Genomic DNA, 21,773 nt, shown 5'->3' with positions numbered 1-21,773 from the left:
CGCCCGTGCCCAGGGCAGGAGCCCAGACTGATGACACTCTGGCCGCGATACGCGCACGTGAGGTGGACGCCCTCCGGCGTCGGCTGCAGACACGGCGCAGCGGCGATGGCTGCGGTCACCATCCTGGCTGCCGTGGTCACCGACGACACCACGGCGCAGCTGGTCGTGATCGCGGTGGCCGTCGCCGCGTTCGCCGCCGTCGTCGCCGACACCCGCACGAGCGCGTTCACCACGACAATCGGCTTCGTGCTGTTCGAGGCGCTGCTCGCCGACCGGCACGGCTTCCCGATGCTCGACGGCACCACCACCGGCTGGCACCTTTCGGTGCTGCTGGCAGCGTTCGGCCTGGGGCTGGGTCAGCGGTGGCTGCGCCACGTACGCGACGACGCGGCACTGGACCGCGAGATCGAGGACCTGCTCCACCGCCCCGGACGACCCGCCTCTCCCGACGAGTGACCGGACACCGGCCAACCCGGCCCGTTGCCGTGCTCAGGCACGGAAGAGCCGGCCACCGGGGCCTATCGGACGTGGTCGTCACGCACGGCGTAGACGTCGGGGATGCCATCGTGATCGGCGTCGGCTGCTTCCGCCTCGGCGATACGGCGATAGGCGCGGTCGCGGAACCGCAACACGACCGCGGCGAGCACCGCGGCGCAGACCGATCCGGCCAGTACGGCGATGGTGGCCTGGGTGGCGGTCTCGGTGCCGGGGCCGAACGACAGCTCACCGATGAGCAGCGACACGGTGAAGCCGATGCCCGCGAGCATGGCCAGGCCGAGCACATCTGTCCAGGCGAGCCCTTCGTCGAGCCTGGCGGCGGTGAACCGGGCGACCAGCACCGTTGCCAGCAGTACGCCGATGGTCTTGCCGAGCACCAGCCCGGCGGTGATCCCGACCGCGACCGGTGAGGACAGGGCGGTGGTCAGGCCGCTGAGCCCGCCGATCGTGACTCCGGCGGTGAGCAGGGCGAAGACCGGAACGGCGAATCCGGCCGACACCGGGCGGAGGCGGTGCTCGAAGTGCCCGGCCAGGCCGGGATCGTCGGCGTCGGGTTCGCCGTTGCGGGGCCGCACGGGCACCGTGAAGGCCAGCAGCACTCCGGCCACGGTGGCATGGACGCCCGAGGAGTGCACGAGCGTCCACGTGGTGAAGGCCAGTGGCACCAGCAGCCATGGCGTGCGGCATCGGCGCTGCACGAGGACGCCGAACAGCGCCAGCGGCACCAGCGCGGCCAGCAGCGGCAGCACCAGCAACTGCTGGGTGTACACGATGGCGATGATGACGATGGCGATGAGGTCGTCGACGACGGCGAGGGTGAGCAGGAACGTGCGCAGCGCCGATGGCAGGTTGCGGCCGACGACGGCCAGCACCGCCAGCGCGAAGGCGATGTCGGTTGCGGTGGGGATCGCCCAGCCCCGCAACGCGGCGGGATCGCCGCGGTTGACCATCGTGTAGATGAGCGCCGGGAGGAGCACGCCGCCGGCGGCGGCCGCTATCGGGACCACCGCGCGGCTCGGCTCGCGCAGGTCACCGGCGACGAACTCTCGCTTCAGTTCGAGCCCGGCGACGAAGAAGAAGATCGCCAAGAGCCCGTCGGCGGCCCACACGCCCAGCGGAAGGTGCAGGTGCAGGCCGGCCGGGCCGACCTCGTAGGCACGCACCGCCTCATATGACGCGGCCCAGGGAGAGTTGGCCCAGATCAGCGCCACGACGGCCGCGGCCAGCAGCAGGGCGCCGCCCACGGTCTCCAGCCGCAGAATGTCCGCCAGCCGGCGGCGCTCGGACCAGGAGCCCCTTCCGAAGATCACAACCTTGCGGGTCGACGGGTCCATGCGATTCCTTCCGTTCGTCACCGATGTCCGCCGACCAGGCTTCCCGGCACTCCACCACCACCGTACCCAAGAAATCCCCGGTGCCGGGCCGCAGATCCGTACCCTGAGCTGCGCTAACCTGGCGGCTAAGCTACGCGGCTTGGAGGGGGCACCCCATGCGCGCACGTGATCTGGCCACCGCCTGCCCGACCGTCACACTGGCCACACCGGTGATCGAGGTCATCACACGTGTCGCCGAACGCGGGTTGCTGGGCGTCGTCATCGTCGACGACGCCGGACGCCCCCTACGGGTTCTGCCCGGAGCACGGGTGCTCCAGCTGGCGGTGCCGCCCTACTGCCTGGAAGACCCGATCCTGGCGCAGATAGCCGCGGACACTCCCGCCGCGCTCGCCGACGTGCTCACCTGCAGAAACGTCGGGCAGTGCCTGGGCGAGACCGCACCCCGCCTGGTCGCCGTCACCTCCGACGCCACCGCGCTGGAGATCGCGTCATTGATGGCGTCCACCGGCAGCGAACTGGTCGCGGTCATCGACGACGGAGTCCTGCACGGTGCGGTGAGCCTGCACGCGGTCATGCGAGACCTCGTGCACGCCTGACACCGTGCCGGCATCCCGCGACGCCGCGGCTCAGAAGAAGCGCAGCCACAGGTACGGAATGCAGATCGCCACCGTGATCACGGTGACGACCAGGCCGTACTTCGTGAACTCCCAGAAGCTGATCTTCTTGCCGGCGCGTTCGGCGATGCCGAGCACGACGACGTTGGCCGACGCGCCGATCGCGGTCGCGTTGCCGCCCAGATCGGCGCCGAGGGCTAGGGCCCACCACAGTACGTTGCCCTGCGGCGTGCCGTCGGCCTTGACCAGGTCGGCGACGATCGGGCTCATCGTGGCGACGTACGGGATGTTGTCGACGATCGCCGACAGCACGGCCGAGGCCCCGACCAGCAGCACCGTCGCGCCCCACAGCTTGCCCTCGACCGCCTCCGTCGCGGCCTGGGACAGCTGCCCGATGACCCCCGTGTGCACGAGCGCGCCGACCATGATGAACAGCCCGGCGAAGAAGACGAGGGTGTGCCACTCGACGTCCTTGGCGACCTCGTCCGGGTCGAGCCGCGAGGCGGCCAGCAGCATCAGGCCGCCGACCATCGCCACCACCGACGGCTCCAGATGAAGCGCCGAGTGCAGCATGAACGCACCCAGCACCGCCGCGAGGAACACCAGACTGATCATCAGCAGCCGCGGGTCGCGGATCGCCTCCCGTTCACGCATCGCCATCACCGCGGCGACCTTGGCACTGTCGTGGCGGAACGCGTCACGGAACAGCCACCGGCACAACCCGAGGAACACCACCAGCAGGACCAGCACGATCGGGCCCATGACGTTGAGGAAGTCGTTGAACGTCAAACCGGACTTGCTCGCGATGATGATGTTCGGCGGGTCGCCGATCAGCGTGGCCGCGCCGCCGATGTTGGACGCCATCACCTCGGCGATCAGGAACGGCGCCGCCGGCAGCCCGAGCTTGTCGCACACGAACAGCGTCACCGGCGCGACCAGCAGCACCGTCGTCACGTTGTCCAGGCCCGCCGACGCCACGGCGGTGATCAGCACCAGGATCACCATCACCGGGTACGGCCGCCCGCCGGCCCGCTTGACCGACCAGATCGCCAGATACTCGAACAGGCCCGTACGGCGCAGCACCGCCACGATCAGCATCATGCCGATCAGCAGGAAGATGACGTTCCAGTCGATGCCCGACTCTTCGGAGAAGAACGCGTGCTCGGCGTCGGTCGCGCCGATCAGCAGCATCGCCACCGCACCGCCGAGCGCGACGGCGACCCGGTGGATCCACTCGGTCGCGATGAACACGTACGCGACAGCGAACACCGCCACCGCCAGCCACGCCTGCACGCTCATGCGGGCATCACCCGGTCGAGCAGGCCGTGCAGGGTCACCGCGCCCAGCAGCCGACCGTCTTCCATGACGGCGACCAGCGGGCTGCGGGTGCGCGCCATCAACGCCGCGATCTCCAGCGCCGTCGCGTCGGACGCCACCACGGGCAGCTCCGACGGCTGCGGCGCAAGCAGCTCCCGCACGGTGCGGTCACCGAGTTCGCGGATGAACACGTCGGCGGCGGCCTCGTCGACCATCCGCGCCAGCAGCGGGTCGTCCTGGCAGTAGGACGGCACCGCCAGGCGCAGCACCTGGGTGCCGGGCAGCACCGCGAACGGAGCCCCCTGTCCGTTGACGACGATCAGGCCAGGCAGATCGGCGTCGGCAAGGGTTTTGGCGGCCTCGATGGCAGGGGTGTCGAGGGTGACACTGGGCCAGGGCACGAGAAGATCGGCAGCACGCACGGGAGGGTCCGTTTCCGAGGTCGACGATGTTGTTGCCGACCAGACTTCCCGGCGCTCCTGGCCCAGACCCTATCCGAGATGACACTGCGAGATCAAACCTCGGTCGCGTACCGCATCGCGGTCCGCTACGGCCAGGCGTGGCACCATCCGCGGTCTCATGCCCGTTCCTCAGGTGCGGGTTTGGGAGTGGCCATCGCCTTGAGTGCACCGCGCCAGCCGCCTCCGGCACGTTCGAAAGTCCTGGCGACCAGGATGTCGGTGGAGGAGTGCGCCAGGACCGACAGCACGATGGTGAGGGCCACCAGGTGGAAGACGTCGTCGGCGCCGGGGATGGCGGCTTCCAGGACGAGCAGGCCGTAGACGACCGAGGCGAATCCCTTCGGGCCGAACCACATCGCTGCGGCCTGCTCCCGCAGGGACAGCCCCGAGCGCAGGAACGACAGCCACAGCGCGACCGGCCTGGCGGCGACCAGCGCCAGCACCGCGAAGACCCACCCCGTCCAGGGGATCTCGCCGAGGAACTGCACCGAGATCAAGGCACCGAACACCAGCAGCGCGGCAAGTTTCAGCAGCTCGGAGATGAGCTCGCCGAAGTGCTCGAACGCCTCGCGCTGCCGGGGTCCGAAGGTGGCCACGGTGATGCCTGCGGCGAACGCGGCCAGGAACAGGTTGGCGTGGGTGGCGTAGCCCAGCGCCAGGACGAGCAGGCCGATAGCGATCGCGTTGAGCGGCTCGTACTGGGTGGAGGCGGAGAAGAAGCGGCGCCGTTCCAGCCACAGCGCCAGCCACGGCACGGCCACGCCGATCGCCACGCCCAGAGCGAGTTCGGTGCCGAGCTCGCCCAGATGCAGGTCGTCGGATCCCGCGGCGACGGCCAGGAACAGGATCACGAAGGGTAGCGCCAGGCCGTCGTTGACACCGGACTCGACGTTGAGCAGGTGGCGTAGCCGGGCAGGGACCTTGTCGTTGCCGACCAGGGCGGCGGCGAACACCGGGTCGGTCGGGGCAAGGATCGCGCCTAACAGCAGCGCTTGCGGCCACGCCAGCCCGGCGACGTAGTGGGCCAGCAGCGCGGTGATCAGCAGGGTCAAGGGCAGACCCCAGCCCAGCGCACGGCCGGGCAGCTTCCACGCGCTGCGCAGGTCGGCCCAGCCGACGCGCATGCCGTCGGAGAACAGCACCGCGAACAGCGCCAGCTCCGCCAAAGTCGCCACGATCGGCGACTCGGCGGTCAGGTCGAGCACGCCGAGGGCGCCGGGGCCGAGCACGAACCCCGCGACCAGGAACAGCACCGCTGTGGACAGGATGGTGCGGTGGGCCAGGCTGGACAGCAGCACCGCTGCCAGCAACACGGCGGCGAAGCACAGCAGCAACATGTGGAACTCCTGACAATCGGGCTGGTGCCGGCGAGGCTGCGAGCGGGCCGCTGCGATGCTGCCGCTGCTGCCGGACTGGGGCTTGCCGCCGGGTGGGTGGAGGGCGTTCAGGCGCTTTCGGGCCTGCTACGGGGCGATCTACGCCTATGTGGCTGGGCTGGCACGTGTGCTCGGGCATCAGGTGACGGGCGTACATCCGTCTTGCACTGGACCGTGCCGGGACGCGGGCTCCTCGGCCGCGAACGACCCGGCCGGTGACCCTGGCCGGGCTTCGAGCTGCTCGCGAAGTTGTGCGACCTCATGCCTGAGGTTGCCTATTTCAGCGAGCACCTGGGCGATGTCGTCCTTGGTCGCGTCGCGGGCGGTGTTCTCGGCGACCGCGATCCGTTCGACGATCCAGCTGGCCAGTGAGCCGGTGACGAAACCGATGAGGCCAATACCGCTGATCATGAGGATCAGTGCCACGAGCTGGCCGGTCGGAGTCACCGGGTAGTGATCTCCGTAGCCGACGGTGGTGATGGTGACCACCGCCCACCACAGCGCGTCGGGGTAGGTGTCGATGTTCGTGGCGGGATGGGCGCGCTCGGCGTCGAGCGGGCAGTGTACTCCTTGAGCGGCACGTCGGCGATCATGCGCATGATGAGCTGTGCCTGGCGGCGGCTCGGTGCCTGTACGTTGCGGCTGGGCGGGACGTTGCGGTCGAGCACTACGAGACGGATCGCCTGGCCGCCCTCGACGAGCAAGCGCGGAATTGGGCTGGCCCCGACTTCGACGCCTGCGGCGAGCTGTCGGGGGATGAGGTGCTGCTGGAAAGGATTAATGATCTGCAGGTGGGTAGGCGTCACCCGGACCGACGCGGACAGGGTCGCCAGATACAGCAGCGAGAGGCCAGCTGCGGCCCAAACCAGCAGGGCCACGACGTGAGCGGTGCCATCGGAGCGCCTCGCAGAAGCCGCCACGGTCATGCCGACGACCCACAGCACGGCCAGCGCGACGTGGACGGGCTCAAGCCGGCGCAGGACCGCAGAGGTCGTAGGCATCCGTGCACCGTACCTGATCATTGCTGGGATCTCCGCAGGTCGCGCAGCCGGGTCAGGCGCTGGGATACTCCGGATCGGCGGGCCAGCCGAGCAGCCGCGCGCCGAGTACAGCGGTGTGCAGCGTGAACCGCTGGGTGGGCTCCCCGGGGTGGTATCCAGTGAGCGCGTGGATGCGGTCGAGGCGGTAGGTGACCGCGCGGACGCTGATGTGCAGCTGCCGAGCGGTGGCGGTGTGGTTGCCCTCGTTGTCGAACAGGGCAGCCAGCGTGTCCAGGTAGTGCTCGGCGCCGCCGCGGGCGCCGGTCAACGGCCCCAGCACCGTGGTGACCAGGTCGGTGATCGCGTCGCGGTCACGCAGCAGCACGGGAAACACCAGCAGGTCCGAGGCGTGCAGCACCGGCGCGGAAAACCCCAGACGGTCTGCCAGGTGCAGGGCGTTGCGTGCTTCGTCCAGTGACGTGGCCAGGCCGGACAGGCCGTGGTGGGTGCGGCCGACCGCGACCTGCCACCCGGTGCTGAAATGGGACTGCAGGTGCCGGGCCAGTTCGGCGGGCACACCGCGCAGCCCGCCGGCGCAGACGCAGATCAGCTCGCCGTCGCGGGCGGTGGTGAGGATGTTGGCGCCGCCGAATCGTGCCGCCAAGGTCTCATCGAGGATGTGTACGAGGTTTCCGACAGAGGCCGGCACGCGGGCGACGATGACGGTGTGCCGGCCGGACAGGCGGATGCCGTAGCGCTGGGCGCCGGCGGCGAGCCGTCCAGGGTCGGTGTGCGGCGCGAGCAGGTCGTCGACGAACGCGGCGCGGTCGGAGTCGCGCTGGTTGGCTTCGTCGTGGGCGCTGCGGTGGTAGCCGTCGAGGACGGCTGCGGTGACCTTCCGAAGCCGGGTGAGCAGGTCGAGCCCTGCCGCTGAGGTTTCCGGCGCAGCCGTGGCGAGCCAGTGGGCGGCCGCGGCCTGCAGGAGCGCGTCCACGGTGTCGGCGACCGTCAGCGAACCCGCAGCCGCTGCCGTGCCCAGCGCCGAGGCGTCGGCGTGAACCTCGTCGGAGCGGGCGCCGGAGCTGACCACGCGTTCGCAGGCTTCGGTCAGCCAGGTGGGAGGTGTGGGTGGCATCGCGTGTCCTGTCGGCTGGAGGTCGAGCCGACCGGTAGGGGCAGGGCCGCCCCTACCGGTCCGCTTCAGACGCCTACGTCGCGGCGGTCGAACATGACGATTCCGGCTGCCGCTCCGACGACGCCGACCGCCACCAGCGCGAGCAGGTGGGCCGGGTGCCAGCCGGTGTGCAGGGGGTCGGTGCCGATGAAGTAGTGGAACGGCGACAGCCACTTCAGCCAGTCGCCGCCGTCGATGATCCCGGAGATGCCACGCAGGATGTATCCGGTCACCGCGAGGCCGCCGCCGACGGCGAGAGCCAGGCCGCGCCGGCCGGTGGCCGCGCCGACGGCGAAGGTGATGCCCAGGTAGCACCAGGCCAGCCCGACCAGCCCGACCGATGCCGAAGCGATGTTGCCGGCGGGCACGTCGATGCCGACGCCGGGCGCGATCGCCAGCACCAGCACACCGGGGATGGCGGCCAGCGCAGTGACACCGATGAACGTGGCCAGCAGCCGCTGAGCGGCGAACGCCCGCCGGGACAGCGGGTTGACCATCAGCAGTTCGATGCCACCGTCCTCTTCGGGCCGGGGAATGGTGCGCACCGTGAGGACCAGCGCGGCCATCACGACCAGCAGCGGCCCGACGAGGCTGTAGACGGTCGCCTGCAGGTATCCGGCAGGGGAGGTCATGTCCTGCACGGACAGGAAGTTCTTCATGCCCTCGGGCAGCGCGTCGTCCTTGAGCTGCGCGGCGCCGGCGAAGCTGGCGTAGAACGAGGTGTAGATGGTCGTGAACGCGGCGATGCCCAGCGCCCAGCCGATGATGGCGCGGCGGTCGTCGCGCCAGGTCTTACGCACCAGCGGCGACATCGCCTGCTCCTTCGGAGTGGTAGTAGAAGCTGAGGAACGTCTCTTCGAGGTCGGGTTCGGCCGAGAGCAGGTCTACGACGTCGTGCCGGGCGGCTGCCTTGATCAGCGGGTCGAGGCGGCCGTCGACGGTGCAGCGCAGCACCGGCCCGGACGCGGTCACGTCGCTGACGCCGGGCAGCGCCGCGAACTCGGCGGCGTCGACCGGCCCGTCGAAGTGGATCTCGACGGTGCGCACGGCGCGCCGACCCAGCGACTCGACCCGCTCGACGGCCGCGAGGTGCCCGTCGCGGACGATCGCCACCCTGTCGGCGGTCTGCTGTACCTCGGCGAGCACGTGCGAGGACATGAACACCGTCTGGCCGGCGGCGCGGGCCTCGCGGACCAGTGCCAGGAACTCCTGCTGCATGAGGGGGTCCAGGCCGCTGGTGGGCTCGTCGAGGATCAGCAGCGCGGGGGAGTGCATGAACGCCTGGACCAGGCCGACCTTCTGCTTGTTGCCCTTGGACAGGGTGTGGATCGGCCGCGACAGGTCCAGCTCCAGGCGCTCCGCCAGGCCGGTGACGGTCTGCCAGGCGACCCCGCCTCGGGAGTCGGCGAAGAACTTCAGCAGGTCGGCGGCCTTCTCCCGACCGGGGAACGCCAGCTCGCCGGGCAAGTAGCCGATTTGGGCGTGCAGGGTCGCTTTGTCACGGCGGGGGTCCATGCCGAGCACGGTGGCGTGGCCGCGGGTGGGGCGCAGGAAGTCCAGCAGCAGCCGGATGGTGGTGGTCTTGCCGGCCCCGTTGGGGCCCAGGAAGCCCATCACCTCCCCGGTGCGGACCTCGAGGTCGAGGCCTTCGATGCCGCGTCGGGTGCCGTAGAACTTGGTCAAGTCCTCGGCTCGTACGGCGATGTCGTCTGTCATGCTCCACAGCATCTGCTTGCTCCCGGTGTGGGTTCCAGGTCGAGACTCGGCCGACTTCGGCGGGGCCACACTGCCGGATGTCGGCAACGTGGCCGTTGCGCTGCTGCTCAGGAGGTGAGCAGCAGCGGCAGGGTCAGGGCGTAGACGGCGAGCAGGACGGTGCCGTCGGGCCGGGTCAGGCGCAGTCCTCGGCGTAGCAGCGCCCAGGCCAGCAGGGCGGTGAACACCATCGCGGTCAGCAGCACCACCGACGCGTGTGCGACGTTGTCGGAGCCGGCGGCGAAGCCGATGAACGCGCCGCCGGCGAGGCTGTTGAACAGGTTGCTGCCGAACAGGTTGCCGACGACCAGGTCGGTCTCGCCCCGCCGTTGCGCCTGGATGGTGGTGACCAGCTCCGGCAGTGACGTGCCGAGCGCGACGAGGGTGAACCCGATGATGATCTGGGGGACGCCGAGCTGCTCGGCGATCGCGGAGGCGTTGGCGACCAGCAGTTGCGCGCCGCCCAGGACGCCGGCCAGGCCCAGTACGGTGCGCACCGGCTCGAACCAGGCCGGGGCCTGCTTGGCAGGCGCGACTACCACGGCGCCGCCTTCGGCCTCGAACTCGGCGACCTCGGCGGTCAGTTCCTGATTGCCGCTGCCCCTGGCCCAGCGGACGAGGACGAACAGCGCAGCTGCGGCGCAGACGGCCAGCAGGATCGCGGTCTGCGGCGACAGTCCTGCGTAGGCCAGAACGGCGAAAACGAGCACTGATCCGACCGCGAGCGGCACCTCGCGCCGAATGACCTTCGAGTCGACCGCGAACGGTGTGATCAGCGCCGCGATGCCGAGGATCAGCGTCAGGTTCAGGATGTTCGACCCGACGATGTTGCCGACCGCGATGCCGGTGTCGCCACGTGCGGCGGCCAGCGCCGAAACCAGGAACTCCGGTGCGCTGGTGCCCAGGCCGATGACCACGACGCCGACGACGACCGGGCTGATGCGCAGCCGGGTGGCCAGCCGCGACGAGCCGAGCACGAGATGGTCGGCAGCGAAGGTCAGCAGCACCAGGCCGGCGACGGCAAGCAGGATCTGCATGGGCATGGGGTGGGCTCCTCGGCCTGGTAGACGACGTGGGACCTGCTCGCCGACCAGACTTCCCGGCACACCGGCCCACACCGTAGCGCACGCCCGCCGCCCGGCGAACAGGCGTCACCGGCAGATCCTGTGGCGGGGAGGGCCCGGCTGTCGAGGCTCGGGCGTCGAGCAGGCCTGCGCGGTGGCGACCTGTTCGTCTTCTGGGAACCCGGCGTGTCGGTCGGAGGGGCGCAGGTCACGGCTGTCGGCGCCGACGGGTCCGCGCTTGCCGGCCGGAACGCGCCGGCCGAGCACCGGCCGTGAGATGGCGGGACAAGTTTTCGCCGCCGTCGCATACGGGACGTGCCAGGTGCGGCTCATGGCCATACGTCGGTGTGCAGCCGCCCGGGAAGGTGGGGATTGTCCGAGGCGACGAAGGCGGGTTCGGTGCCTGCGCGCAGGCTGTCTTCGAAGTCGTGCAACAGGCCGAACGCCCACCGGCCGAGCAGCACGATTGCGGTGAGGTTGACCAGCGCCATGAGTGCCATGGCGACGTCGGCGAAGTCCCACACCGCCTGCAGCGCCAGCACCGAACCCAAGGCCACCGCCGCCAGCACTACGACCCGGAACGCGATCTCCAATCCGCGGCCCGCTCGTAGGAAGTCGAGGTTGACCAGGGCGTAGGAGGTGTTGCCGAGGATCGACGAGAACGCGAACACGGTCACCAGCCCGGCCATCAGCCAGGTGCTCCAGCCGCCGAACTGTGCCGACACGGCGGCCTGGGTCAGCGACGCGCCGGTGTCGGCTGAGGGCTGGCCGGGCCGGTAGACGTCGTCGCCACCCAGCATGATCATGAACGCGGTGGCGGTGCAGATGACGATGGTGTCGACGAAGACGCCCAGCGACTGGATCAGACCCTGCCGGGCTGGGTGGCTGGTGGTCGCGGTGGCGGCGGCGTTGGGTGCGCTGCCCATGCCGGCCTCGTTGGAGAACAGTCCCCGTTTCGCGCCGTTGAGCAGCGCGGCGCTGAGCCCGCCGGCCAATCCGGCGGCAGCCGGGTCCAGGCCGGACGCCGACCTGACGATCGTGGCCAGCATGCCTGGCACCTCGCCGAGGTTGAGCAGCACGACGGCAAGGGCGAGCAGGATGTAGACCGCGGCCATCACCGGCACGACGTATTCGGCGACGCGGGCGATGCGGCGGATGCCGCCGAAGATCACCGGGGCGGTGAGCACAACCAGGACCAGCGCGACGAGCTCCGGCCCGCCGCCGGAGCGCAGGCTGGCGACCACGTCGACGATCGTGTTGGCCTGGACCATGTTGAACGCGATCCCGAACGTGAAGATCAGCAGGACGGCGAACACCGCGCCCCAGCCGCGAGAGCCCAGGCCGCGCTGGATGTAGGTTGCCGGTCCGCCCCGGAACGCACCGTCGGGCCCGCGCACCTTGTACAGCTGCGCCAGCGACGACTCCACGAACGCGGTCGCCATCCCCACCAGCCCGACGACCCACATCCAGAAGATCGCGCCCGGCCCGCCCAGGGTCAGGGCGATCGCGACGCCGGCGATGTTTCCCGTGCCGACGCGTGAGGCCAGCCCGACGCAGAACGCCTGGAACGGCGACACGCCGGACCGCTCGTCGCGCGAACCGCGCACCGCCGTGATCATCTGGCCGAACATCCGGAACTGCACGAACCGGGTGCGGACTGTGAAATAGAGCCCGGCCCCGATGAGCACGTAGATGAGCACGTAGTTCCACAGGAACCGGCTGAGCGGGTCGATCAGTGACTGCTGGATGAAGTCCACGGCGCCGCCTCCGGCCGTTCGAGATCAGCTCGATTATCGGCCACCAGCGTTAGAACATGTCCAGAGATGAGTAATTTGCCGTGGTGGCCGATCCGGAGGCGGATAGGCCGGCCGGTCAAGGGCGCGTTCGCTGCCCCCGCTGTTGTCTGGCAAGAGGGCGGCTTGGCGGCCGCAGGCCACCGAAGCTGAAGGACGTCCTTGCGCGAGGACCTCGTCTTCGCCGCTGTGAACCCGGAGAAGCCGGCGAAGTGCCAGCACGCTCGAACAGGTCCGCAAGCATCACCCTGGATAGATTGACCAGCTGGAAGTCGATACCCTGATCGCCGGCCCGGCGTCCGCAATCCGCGATGGCCGCAACACCTTCGTCATCGACGGATGTCACACCTTTGAGATCGACGACCAGTTGCGCAATGCGCCGCGTCAGCAGGACGGCCTGCGCGACACGCCGCAGCGTGTCACCGGCAAGGTGATCGACATCGCCGTGCAGGATCAAACGCCACGACCCGCCGTCAACGCTCAGCCGGATATGAAGATCATCACTCATCTGTCGACTCTCAGCCAGCGGCGGCGTACAAGCACCATCGTCTCCTGACGATCGCAAGTTCCCATCCCGCCGACCAGACTTCCCGGCACGCCGAGGCCACGATAAGACCAAGGTGAACTCGACGGCAACAGGCCCTGCCGCCGCGCCACACCGTCACCAAGGCCAAGTGCCGGTCCGCCCCACGGCGTCGGTCGATGGCCGAACAACTGCGGTTCTGGCCACCTCCAGCCCGCTGCTCGGTGATGATGACGCAGGTGGAGGTCACCGAAGTGCTTCTTCCCGGGGTCGGGGTGCGTTACGACTTCACCACCGCCCGCGGCGAGCGGTTCGCCGTCGTCACCCGCCGCAGCGGCGACGTCGAGTTCATGGACTACGGCGACGACCCCGACGCGCCGAGACCGCTGTGGCGCCTGGACGCGGAGGAGGCCGAGGTCGTCGCCGAGGTGCTCGGCGCACCACGCATCGCCGAACGCTTCGCCGACCTGACCAAGGAGATTCCCGGCCTCGGCGCAGGGCAGGTGCCCGTCACCGCAGCCTCGCCGTACGCCGGACGGGCCCTGGGCGACACCCGTGCCCGCACCCTGACCGGCGCGTCGATCGTCGCCGTCGTCCGCGACGACACCGTCGTGGCTTCGCCGCGCCCGGACGAGGTCCTGCAGCCCGGCGACATCCTGGTGGTCATCGGCACCCACGAAGGCATCGCCGGGGTCCAGTCCATCATCAGCGGCTGACCGATGCACGGATCCTCGGCCCTGCTGATCGAACTGGGCATCGTCCTGGCAGCGCTCGCCACACTGGGCGCGCTGGCCCGCCGCTTCGGCTACTCCCCGGTCCCGCTGTACCTGCTCGCCGGACTCGCGCTCGGCCCGGGCGGCATCGCCCCGGTGCCTGCCGCGGGCGCGTTCGTGACCACAGGCGCGTCCATCGGCGTCATCCTGCTGCTGCTGACCCTCGGCCTGGAGTTCACCGTCGGTGAGTTCACCGCCAGCGCCCGCCGCCACGTCCCGTCGGCCTGCGTCGACTTCGCGCTCAACGCCGCACCGGGTGCGGTCGCCGGTTGGCTGCTCGGGCTCGGCTGGATCGGTGCCCTGGCCATGGGCGGCATCACCTGGGTCTCCTCGTCGGGGATCGTCGCACGGCTGCTCGAGGACCTGCGGCGGCTTGCCAACAGGGAGACACCCGCGGTGTTGTCGGTGCTGGTTCTCGAGGACGTCGCGATGGCGGCCTTCCTGCCGCTGCTGGCAGTGCTGGCCGCCGGTGGCGCCTGGTGGCAGGCCGCACTCAGCGTCGCGGCGGCCGTCGGCGCGCTCAGCCTCGCCTTCGCCGCCACCCACCGCCTCGGCGGGCCCCTGGCCAGGATCGTCGACACCGACGATCCCGAACTTCTTCTGCTGCGGGTGCTCAGCCTCACCCTGCTCGTCGCCGGGATCACCGAACTGATGCAGGCCTCCGCCGCGGTGGGTGCGTTCCTGGTTGGCCTGGCGCTCACCGGCCAGGTCGCCGACCGCACCCGTCGTGTCGTCGCACCGCTGCGCGACCTGTTCGCCGCCGTGTTCTTCCTGGCCATCGGCCTGGCCATCAATCCACGTGACATAGTCCCGGTCCTGCCCGCCGTACTCGCGCTGGCCGCCGTGACCGCCGCAACGAAGGTCGTCACAGGTTGGTACGCCGCCGCCCGCGACGGAGCCGCGCGCCGCGGACGGCTTCGCGCCGGCACCGTGCTGATCGCCCGCGGGGAGTTCTCACTGGTCATAGCCAGCCTCCTCGCCACAGCGCAGCCGGGCCAGCTCAGCGCTTTCGCCGCGGCCTATGTCATCGTGCTGGCTGTCGTCGGACCGCTGGCGACGCGCCTGGCCGACCGCGTCCCGGCGCCGAGGCCGGCCGCGGCGACCCGGGCCGAGTCCGGTGGGCGGGCGAGTGGTTGAGCCACCACCGTCGGCCGCGTATCCGAACGATTCGGCGATGCGACGAGCCGCCGACTCGGCCGGGTCGTGTAGGTCAGGGGAGTGCGTACCCGGGGTGCAAGCCGTCCAGCGTGTTCGGGCACGGGCAGGTGCGCTCTGTGGGTAGGTTCGCGATCGCGGCGAGCAGCAGGGTGCGCATTAGCTCGGTGTTGTCCTTGAAGACGCGGAAGACCTCCTCCTGGGTGACGCCGTGCTCGCCTTCGACGCCGGCGTCGAGGTCGGTGACCAGGGCGACGGTGGTGTAGCACAGCGCCAGTTCGCGGGCCAGCGCTGCTTCGGGGGCGCCGGTCATGTTGATGACGGTGCCGCCGGCGGCGGCGTACCAGCGGGACTCGGCGCGGGTGGAGAAGCGGGGCCCGTCGACGACGACCATGGTCCCGGTCGGGATGAGCGCCAGCCCGGTAGCCCCGGCGGTGGCGCGCACGGTGTCGCGTCCGGCGGGGCAGTAGGGGTCGGCGAAGTTGACGTGCACCGCGCCGGAGTCGACATAGGTGCGCTCGCGTCCGCTGGTGCGGTCGATGAGCTGGTCGGGCAGGACGAAAGTGCCGGCGCCGAGGTCGGGACGCAGGCCGCCGACGGCGCAGGGTGCGAGGATCTGCCGGGCTCCGAGCGCCCGCAGTGCCCACAGGTTGGCGCGGTAGGGGATCAGGTGGGGTGGGTGGCGGTGGTCGCGGCCGTGGCGGGGCAGGAACGCGACTCGGCGTCCGGCGACCTCGCCGACCGTGATCGGGTCGGAGGGCGGGCCGTAGGGGGTGTCGAGCTGTGCCTCGTGCGCGTCGTCGAGCAGGCTGTAGAGGCCGGAGCCGCCGATGACGGCGACGTCTGCGGTGCTGTTCATGTCTCCTCCTGATGCTGGGTTGCGGATGTGCGGCGGCTGCGGGCGGCACGCAGGGCGAGCAGCGTGGCGGTGGTGAGCCAGATGGCGGCGACGGCGATGAGGTAGCCGCGGTGGTAGTCGCGGGGCAGGGCCGAGGGGTCGTCGGGGCGGCGGCCGTACCCGAGTACGAGCGGCAGCGCGACGGCGGTGAGCGTCGCGGTGACCAGCAGCGCGCCCTGCACGGCGGGCCGCGCCCACTGCGGCAGCCACCGGGTGGCGAGCAGGCCGATCAGGATTGCCAGCGGCATGACGAGCAGGTCGTGCCCGAGCAGGACGGTCAGGGTGTAGCGCAGGTATGGCTGTTTGGCGACGCTGGGGTCGGTGACCAGGCCGGCGACGCCGTAGCCGGCGGCCAGCACGCCACCGGCGACGAGCAGGCGCTGCAGCCAGGTCGTGGTCCGAGAGGTGGTGCCGTGGCCGGTCACGTCAGCACCTGCACTCGGGAGACCCACTTGGTCTGCAGTACGCCGGGCCGGTTCGGGGCGATCAGACGGCACGGGTGGCCGTGGTCGAGGTCCAGCGGTTCGCCGTTTACGGTCAGGGCGAGCAGGGTGAGGGGGTCGTCGGCGTGCGGTGGGGGCAGCGTCGACGTGCTGTAGGGGCTGCCCCGTTCGAGCGATTCGACGCGTACGCTCGCGCCGGGCTGTCCGCCGACGGCCGCGGCCAGGTCCCGGATGCGCACCCCGGTCCAGGTCGCGGTGGCGCTCCAGCCCTCCACACAGGTGATGGGCAGTTGTGCCGTGTGCTGGGGGAGCGCGGCGAGGTCGCCCAGGCTCAGACGCAGGATGCCGCTGGGGCCGACGACCTCGAGCCGGTAGCCGGGGCCGGCGGCCGCGGTGGTGACACCCGCGCCGGCCGCGGTCTTGTTGACGGGCAGGCCCTGCGGCCCGACCCGCGGATCGCGCGGGCCCAGCACTGAGATCCCGGCCAGTGGCCGCAGCGTCTGCCCGACGGTGGCGACGGTGATCACACCGATGGCGGAGGCGACCGCGGTCAGCAGCCCGCGCCTGCTCAAGCCGGCAGCTTCGGTCGGGCGCCGGCTGGGGGCGGCGAGCGCGCGGCGCACGACCGGCAGCTTGACGCCGATGTGGATCAGCAATGCGCCGGCCAGGATCCACGCGGTCCAGTAGTGGGCGGTGGTGAAGAAGAAGCTCATCGGGGAGTACCACAGGGCGATGTTGAGGATGCCGGTGGTGACCTGGAACAGTGCCGCGGCGACGAGCAGGAACAGGCTGAGCCGCTCGACGGCGTGGGCGGCGTCGCGAAACGGCGGCCAGCGGAACAGCTTGGGGTAGACCGACCACAGCTTGACGGCCAGCAGCGGCACGATCGCGAGGCCGGTGGCCACGTGCAGGCCCTGGGTGATCCGGTAAAGGTTCACCGGCCTGGACGGCCAGTAGAACCAGGCGGGCGGGTGCTGGATGGCGTGGCTGAGGTAGCCGGTCGCGAAGCATACCGCGACGGCCGCACCCAGCAGCATGCCGAGCCGGCTGGTCAGCTGCGGAGAGCGCAGCCGTGACGTGAACAGCCGCGACAGGCGGGTCGGGTGCAGGCGGGTCAGCGGCTCAGGCAGGCGAACCATCGGCCCTCCTCGCTCCAGGTCTCGGCCGGCCGCAACCCGGCCTGCTCCGCCAGCGGCGGGAGCTCGTCAGCCCCGACGACCGCCCAGGGGAACGTGTCGCTGCTGTGGCGGGTGTCGGTGAGCGACACCGCGCCGCGCCAGCCGCGTACGCCGGGCGGTTCGACCTCGGCGACGATGGTGCCGCCGGGTTCGAGCAGGTCGCGGCAGCGGCGCAGCAGGCGGGCCGGGTCGCCGCCGATGCCGATGTTGCCGTCGGCCAGCAGCGCGCCGCTCCAGCGGGCAGGTGCGGACAGCGGTGTGAAGACATCGTGGACGACGGCTCGGGCGCCACGCGAGCGGGCCAGCCGCACCGCAGTGGCGCTGACGTCGATGCCGAGGGCGGGCACGCCGCGGCGGGCGAGTGCGGCGGCCAGCCGTCCCGGACCGCAGCCCACGTCGAGGGTCGGCCCCGTGCAGCGGTCGAGCATGCCGTGGTCGCCGGGAACGGTGTCGCCGTGCCAGGCGGCGGTGTCGAGGCGGCGTAGCAGGCGCCCGGACGGGTCGACCAGCCGCAGCGCGCCGTCACCGCCGCGCTCGGCGCGCCGCAGCGCTCCGGCGTACACGGCCAGCGCGCTGGTCAACGGGTTGCTCCGGTCAGGACGGGCAGATGCGCCCGCACGGTGGCGGCGAACCGGCCGTGCGGGTGTGCCGCGGCAACGGCCAGCGCGTCGGTGGCCGTGTCGACGTCGCGCAGCGATTGCAGGCGGGTCACCCGCAGGCCGAGCCGGTGCAGCGCATCGAGCGTGGCGGCACACGTGTCGGGGGTCGACATGGGCACCTCGGACAGGATTGCGGCATGGCGGGGATCGCGCAGCGCCAGCAGCCACCAGCCGCCGTCGTCGGCCGGCCCGATGGTCGCGTCAACGGCGTCGAGCGCTCGCGCCGCGGCGGCGAGCAGGGGCGGGGTCAGCTGCGGGGTGTCCATCCCGACCAGCACCGAGCCGACGCCTGGCAGGGCGCTGTCGGCGAATGCGTTGGTCAGGCGCTGCCCGAGCCCCACGCCGCGCTGCGGCAGGGTCGTCCACCCGTCGGGGGCGGGATGGTCGCCGTCGAGGACGAGGACCCGCCTGCGGGCGGGGGCGTCAGTGACGGCGTCGAGGGTGTCGGCGAGGGCGGCTGCGGCCAGGTCGGCGGCCTGCCGCGGGGTACAAGGCGGGCACAGGCGGGTCTTCACCCGGCCGGGCACCGGCGCTTTGGCGATGACGAGCAGCTGGGCGCTCACCGGGCGAGCACCTTGGACATGTCGCGTACGGCACGGGCGGTCCCGACGACGGTGCCGGTCACCTTGGACCGGGTTCCGGCCGCGCGGGGGGCGTAGCGCACGTCGGTCTCGGTCACCCGCCAGCCCGCACGGGCCGCGTTGACGATCATCTCCAGCGGGTATCCGAAGCGCCGGTCGCGCAGTCCGAGCGACAGCAGCGCCTGCCTGCGGGCGGCACGCATGGGGCCGAGGTCGTGGATGGGCAGCCGCAGGCTGGTGCGCAGCCGCCAGGCCAGCAGCGCGTTGGCCATCCGGGCGTGAGCGGGCCAGGCGCCGGGACTGCTCGGGCGTCGCCGTCCGAGCACGAGGTCGGCTTCGCCGGCGGCCACCGGGTCGGCGACCAGCGGCAGCTGGCGCAGGTCGAAGGAGCCGTCAGCGTCGGCGAAGCAGACCACATCGGCGGTGGCGGCCAGCAGTCCCGCGTGCGCGGCGGCGCCGAAGCCGCGCTGCGGCACGGTCACCACCTGCGCGCCGTAGCCGAGCGCGACCTGCGCGGAGCCGTCGGTGGAGCCGTTGTCGGCGACGATGGCGCGGTAGCCTGGCGGCAGCCCGGACAGGACCGCGGGCAGCGCCGCTGCCTCGTTGAGGCACGGCAACACCACATCAATCATGATCTCGACCCTAAGGCCGGGCGCGGGTCCAAATTATTATCAAACGCTGACAAGTCCTTACGAATTACGAACGCCGCACCGTGACGGCCCGATGCCCGCCTAGGTTGTCTGGTCATGCGAGTACTCGTCACCGGCGGAGCCGGCTTCATCGGGTCCCACGTCGTCGCCGCGCTGGCCGCCGCCGGACATGACGTGTCCGTGCTGGACAGCCTCCACCCGGCCGCCCACCGCGGCGAGCGGCCCGCCGCCGATCTCGACGGTGTCACCGTCCGGTTGGGCGACGTCCGCGACCGCGACACCGTCGACGCCGCGCTGGACGGCGTCGACGCCGTCGTGCACCAGGCCGCGATGGTAGGCATGGGCGTCGACCTCGCCGACCTGCCCGAATACGTAGGATGCAACGACCTGGGCACCGCCGTGCTGCTGGCCGGCATGGCCCGCCACAGCATCCGCCGTCTCGTGCTGGCCAGCTCCATGGTCGTCTACGGCGAAGGCGCCTACGCCTGCGACGAGCACGGTCCGGTCCGGCCCACAGCCCGGCGGCGCGACGACCTGAGCGCCGGACGGTTCGAACCACGCTGCCCGCGCTGCGACTCACCGCTGCGCCCCGGCGTCGTCGACGAGGACGACCGCCTCGAACCCCGCAGCGTGTACGCCGCGACCAAACTCGCCCAGGAACACCTCGCCGACGCCTGGGCCAGGGAGTCAGGCGCGAACGCCACCGCGCTGCGCTACCACAACGTCTACGGTCCCGGCATGCCACGCGACACCCCCTACTCCGGCGTCGCCGCGATCTTCCGGTCCGCTCTGGAGCGAGGCGCGGCCCCGCAGGTCTACGAGGACGGCGGGCAGCGGCGTGACTTCGTCCACGTCCACGACGTCGCCGCCGCCAACCTCGCCGCCCTGCACGCCCTCGACGACCGCGACACGCCGGGCATCCGCGCCTACAACATCGCCTCCGGCCGGCCGCAGACCGTCGCGGACATGGCCACGACCCTCGCCTGCGCGATGGCCGGACCCGCACCGCGCGTCACCGGGGCGTTCCGGGCCGGCGACGTGCGCCACATCGTCGCCTCCCCACGCCGCGCCCACGACGAACTCGGCTTCACCGCGACCGTGCCACCGGCTACCGGGCTAGCCGAGTTCGCCACCGCACCACTGCGGGCCTGACATGCTCACCGCCCACCCGCCCACCACCCGCACCGAGCAGGCCTTCCCCCGCGCCGACCGCATCGCCGCCGCGGCTGCCGCCGTCCTGCTCATCACCGCCGTCGTCGCCGGCGCGGCACTCAACCTCACCGGCTCACCGGTGCAGGCGCAGACCGCGCCCCTGTACGCGCTGTGGCACCCGCACCTGGGCCCCGGCACGCCCGCGGCACTGACCGTGGCCGCAGCGGTGCTGCTGCACGGCGCCCGCCTCGCGGCCTCCATGCCCTGGCGGCGTCTGCTGATCGCCTGCTACACCGCCGCGGCGGTCTGGACACTCAGCCTCGCCTTGATCGACGGGTGGCGGGTCGGGCTGGCCGGACGCCTGACCGCCCAGGCCGAATACCTCACCGAGGTGCCAGGCGTCACCGACATCCCCGCCATGCTGCACGGATTCACCGACCGCATCCTCGACTTCCAGCCCGACTCGTGGACCACCCACGTCTCCGGCCACCCGCCGGGCGCCCTGCTGATGTTCGTCTGGCTCGACCGCATCGGCCTCGGCGGCGGCGGTCCCGCCGCAGTCGTCTGCGTGCTGGCGGGTGCAGCGGCCGCCGTCGCGGTGCCCGTGACACTACGGGCGCTCGGCGACGAACACGCCGCCCGCGCGAGCATGCCGTTCCTGGTGCTGCTACCCGGCGCAGTCTGGGTCGGCGTCTCGGCCGACGGACTGTTCGCCGGACTCACCAGCACCGCGCTCGCCCTGCTCGCGGTCGCGCTGACGACCCGCCGCAGATCGGCCGCAGCTGGGGGCGCCGTGGCGGCGGGCACGCTGCTGGCATTCTCCTGCTACCTGTCCTACGGCCTGGTGCTGATCGCGCCGCTGGCCGTCGCGGTCATCGTCTGCGCGTGCCGGGGCGGCAGAGCCCCGGCCGCCGGGCCGGTGCTCGGCATCGCTGCGGCAGCGGGCGTGCTGACCGTCGTGGGCTTCACCGCGGCCGGGTTCTGGTGGCTCGACGGCTACCACCTCGTGGTGCAGCGCTACTACCAGGGCATCGCATCGGAGCGCAGCTACGGATACTGGGTGATGGCGAACCTTGCCGCATTCCTGCTGTCGGCCGGGCCACTGGCCGCCGTGGTCGCCCGGCGTGTGATCACCGCCCTGCCGAGCCGAGCCCCGTACGTGCTGCTGCCCGCCGCCGCGCTGCTGTCGGTGGCCGTCGCAGACATCTCCGGGCTCAGCAAGGCCGAAGTCGAACGCATCTGGCTGCCCTTCGCCGTCTGGATACCCGCTGGAGCGGCACTTCTCCCGGTCCCGTCCTGGCGAGGCTGGCTCGCCGCGGGCACCGCGGCCGCTCTGGTCGTCAACCACCTTCTCCTGACGATCTGGTGAGGTGGCCGCGGCGGCACTCTGTGTCG

Annotated in this window: 23 protein-coding genes and 1 pseudogene; 6 read left to right on the top strand and 18 right to left on the bottom strand. The window is 71.3% G+C overall.

All coding sequences use genetic code 11. The features are described 5' to 3' along the window. Window positions 1-105: 105 nt before the first annotated feature. On the top strand, window positions 106-456 hold the full coding sequence (locus tag Cco03nite_RS11635; RefSeq protein ID WP_203692063.1) for a hypothetical protein: 351 nt from the start codon (window positions 106-108) through the stop codon (window positions 454-456). Window positions 457-518: 62 nt separating this feature from the next. Here Cco03nite_RS11635 and nhaA read toward each other — a convergent pair whose 3' ends face one another. Then, window positions 519-1,832, bottom strand: coding sequence for a Na+/H+ antiporter NhaA (gene nhaA, locus Cco03nite_RS11630; RefSeq protein WP_203692062.1), 1,314 nt, complete (start codon window positions 1,830-1,832; stop codon window positions 519-521). Between the two features lie 155 nt (window positions 1,833-1,987). Between nhaA and Cco03nite_RS11625 the strand changes: the two genes are divergently transcribed. Further along, window positions 1,988-2,428, top strand: coding sequence for a CBS domain-containing protein (locus Cco03nite_RS11625; protein WP_203692061.1), 441 nt, complete (start codon window positions 1,988-1,990; stop codon window positions 2,426-2,428). A 30-nt stretch (window positions 2,429-2,458) separates the two neighbouring features. Here the strand turns inward: Cco03nite_RS11625 and Cco03nite_RS11620 are convergent, their stop codons facing one another. The 11 genes and pseudogenes from Cco03nite_RS11620 to Cco03nite_RS11570 all read right to left on the bottom strand — a co-directional run bounded on the left by Cco03nite_RS11620 (window position 2,459) and on the right by Cco03nite_RS11570 (window position 12,874). After that, window positions 2,459-3,745, bottom strand: coding sequence for an ArsB/NhaD family transporter (locus Cco03nite_RS11620; protein WP_203692060.1), 1,287 nt, complete (start codon window positions 3,743-3,745; stop codon window positions 2,459-2,461). Further along, window positions 3,742-4,164, bottom strand: coding sequence for a CBS domain-containing protein (locus tag Cco03nite_RS11615; RefSeq protein ID WP_239167305.1), 423 nt, complete (start codon window positions 4,162-4,164; stop codon window positions 3,742-3,744). The genes Cco03nite_RS11620 and Cco03nite_RS11615 overlap by 4 nt, the downstream gene beginning before the upstream one ends. A 176-nt stretch (window positions 4,165-4,340) precedes the next feature. Then, window positions 4,341-5,561 (bottom strand): cation:proton antiporter, encoded by a 1,221-nt coding sequence (locus tag Cco03nite_RS11610; protein WP_203692058.1) that lies wholly within the window; start codon window positions 5,559-5,561, stop codon window positions 4,341-4,343. 177 nt (window positions 5,562-5,738) lie between these two features. Then, window positions 5,739-6,155: pseudogene (locus Cco03nite_RS11605) on the bottom strand (potassium channel family protein); the annotation flags it as partial. Further along, window positions 6,044-6,601 carry a hypothetical protein gene (locus tag Cco03nite_RS11600; protein ID WP_203692057.1) on the bottom strand — a complete coding sequence of 186 codons (558 nt, stop codon included), beginning with the start codon at window positions 6,599-6,601 and terminating at the stop codon, window positions 6,044-6,046. The pseudogene Cco03nite_RS11605 and the gene Cco03nite_RS11600, both read right to left, overlap by 112 nt. 52 nt (window positions 6,602-6,653) lie before the next feature. Then, window positions 6,654-7,715: a PucR family transcriptional regulator gene (locus tag Cco03nite_RS11595; RefSeq protein WP_203692056.1), complete on the bottom strand. Its 1,062-nt coding sequence runs from the start codon at window positions 7,713-7,715 to the stop codon at window positions 6,654-6,656. Between the two features lie 65 nt (window positions 7,716-7,780). Next, entirely contained in the window at window positions 7,781-8,566 is a 786-nt protein-coding gene (locus Cco03nite_RS11590; protein ID WP_203692055.1) for an ABC transporter permease subunit, read from the bottom strand. Then, window positions 8,547-9,470, bottom strand: a complete 924-nt coding sequence (locus Cco03nite_RS11585) for an ABC transporter ATP-binding protein (protein ID WP_239167304.1) — start codon at window positions 9,468-9,470, stop codon at window positions 8,547-8,549. The genes Cco03nite_RS11590 and Cco03nite_RS11585 overlap by 20 nt, the downstream gene beginning before the upstream one ends. A gap of 107 nt (window positions 9,471-9,577) precedes the next feature. Further along, window positions 9,578-10,552, bottom strand: a complete 975-nt coding sequence (locus Cco03nite_RS11580) for a calcium/sodium antiporter (RefSeq protein WP_203692053.1) — start codon at window positions 10,550-10,552, stop codon at window positions 9,578-9,580. 350 nt (window positions 10,553-10,902) lie between these two features. After that, entirely contained in the window at window positions 10,903-12,330 is a 1,428-nt protein-coding gene (locus Cco03nite_RS11575) for an alanine/glycine:cation symporter family protein (protein ID WP_203692052.1), read from the bottom strand. Between the two features lie 115 nt (window positions 12,331-12,445). Next, on the bottom strand, window positions 12,446-12,874 hold the full coding sequence (locus tag Cco03nite_RS11570) for an STAS domain-containing protein (protein WP_203692051.1): 429 nt from the start codon (window positions 12,872-12,874) through the stop codon (window positions 12,446-12,448). A 254-nt stretch (window positions 12,875-13,128) separates the two neighbouring features. On the opposite strand from Cco03nite_RS11570, the gene Cco03nite_RS11565 reads away from it, so the two are divergent. Further along, window positions 13,129-13,605 carry a cation:proton antiporter regulatory subunit gene (locus Cco03nite_RS11565; protein ID WP_239167303.1) on the top strand — a complete coding sequence of 159 codons (477 nt, stop codon included), beginning with the start codon at window positions 13,129-13,131 and terminating at the stop codon, window positions 13,603-13,605. Between the two features lie 3 nt (window positions 13,606-13,608). Continuing rightward, window positions 13,609-14,799 carry a cation:proton antiporter gene (locus Cco03nite_RS11560; RefSeq protein WP_239167302.1) on the top strand — a complete coding sequence of 397 codons (1,191 nt, stop codon included), beginning with the start codon at window positions 13,609-13,611 and terminating at the stop codon, window positions 14,797-14,799. Window positions 14,800-14,872: 73 nt separating this feature from the next. On the opposite strand, the gene Cco03nite_RS11555 is transcribed toward Cco03nite_RS11560, so the two are convergent. From Cco03nite_RS11555 to Cco03nite_RS11530, 6 genes are read right to left on the bottom strand one after another with little or no spacing between them, the layout of a single operon-like run. After that, entirely contained in the window at window positions 14,873-15,676 is an 804-nt protein-coding gene (locus Cco03nite_RS11555) for an S-methyl-5'-thioadenosine phosphorylase (RefSeq protein WP_203692050.1), read from the bottom strand. After that, window positions 15,673-16,140: a hypothetical protein gene (locus Cco03nite_RS11550; RefSeq protein ID WP_203692049.1), complete on the bottom strand. Its 468-nt coding sequence runs from the start codon at window positions 16,138-16,140 to the stop codon at window positions 15,673-15,675. Before Cco03nite_RS11550 ends, Cco03nite_RS11555 begins: the two co-directional genes overlap by 4 nt. Continuing rightward, window positions 16,137-17,297 (bottom strand): molybdopterin-dependent oxidoreductase, encoded by a 1,161-nt coding sequence (locus tag Cco03nite_RS11545; RefSeq protein ID WP_203692048.1) that lies wholly within the window; start codon window positions 17,295-17,297, stop codon window positions 16,137-16,139. Before Cco03nite_RS11545 ends, Cco03nite_RS11550 begins: the two co-directional genes overlap by 4 nt. Beyond that, window positions 17,273-17,917 carry a class I SAM-dependent methyltransferase gene (locus tag Cco03nite_RS11540; RefSeq protein ID WP_239167301.1) on the bottom strand — a complete coding sequence of 215 codons (645 nt, stop codon included), beginning with the start codon at window positions 17,915-17,917 and terminating at the stop codon, window positions 17,273-17,275. Before Cco03nite_RS11540 ends, Cco03nite_RS11545 begins: the two co-directional genes overlap by 25 nt. Next, on the bottom strand, window positions 17,914-18,558 hold the full coding sequence (locus Cco03nite_RS11535; protein ID WP_203692047.1) for a TIGR04282 family arsenosugar biosynthesis glycosyltransferase: 645 nt from the start codon (window positions 18,556-18,558) through the stop codon (window positions 17,914-17,916). Before Cco03nite_RS11535 ends, Cco03nite_RS11540 begins: the two co-directional genes overlap by 4 nt. Beyond that, a complete protein-coding gene (locus tag Cco03nite_RS11530; RefSeq protein WP_203692046.1) occupies window positions 18,555-19,208 on the bottom strand; it encodes a glycosyltransferase family 2 protein in 654 nt (217 codons plus the stop codon). Before Cco03nite_RS11530 ends, Cco03nite_RS11535 begins: the two co-directional genes overlap by 4 nt. 114 nt (window positions 19,209-19,322) lie before the next feature. On the opposite strand from Cco03nite_RS11530, the gene Cco03nite_RS11525 reads away from it, so the two are divergent. After that, entirely contained in the window at window positions 19,323-20,378 is a 1,056-nt protein-coding gene (locus tag Cco03nite_RS11525; protein ID WP_203692045.1) for an NAD-dependent epimerase/dehydratase family protein, read from the top strand. A 1-nt stretch (window position 20,379) separates the two neighbouring features. Beyond that, entirely contained in the window at window positions 20,380-21,747 is a 1,368-nt protein-coding gene (locus Cco03nite_RS11520; RefSeq protein ID WP_203692044.1) for a hypothetical protein, read from the top strand. Window positions 21,748-21,773 lie beyond the last annotated feature (26 nt).

Origin of the sequence: Catellatospora coxensis, assembly GCF_016862635.1 — a bacterium.
GTDB lineage: Bacteria > Actinomycetota > Actinomycetes > Mycobacteriales > Micromonosporaceae > Catellatospora > Catellatospora coxensis.
Note: the sequence above shows the minus strand (reverse complement) of the source record. Positions and strands in the feature narration are given on the sequence as shown.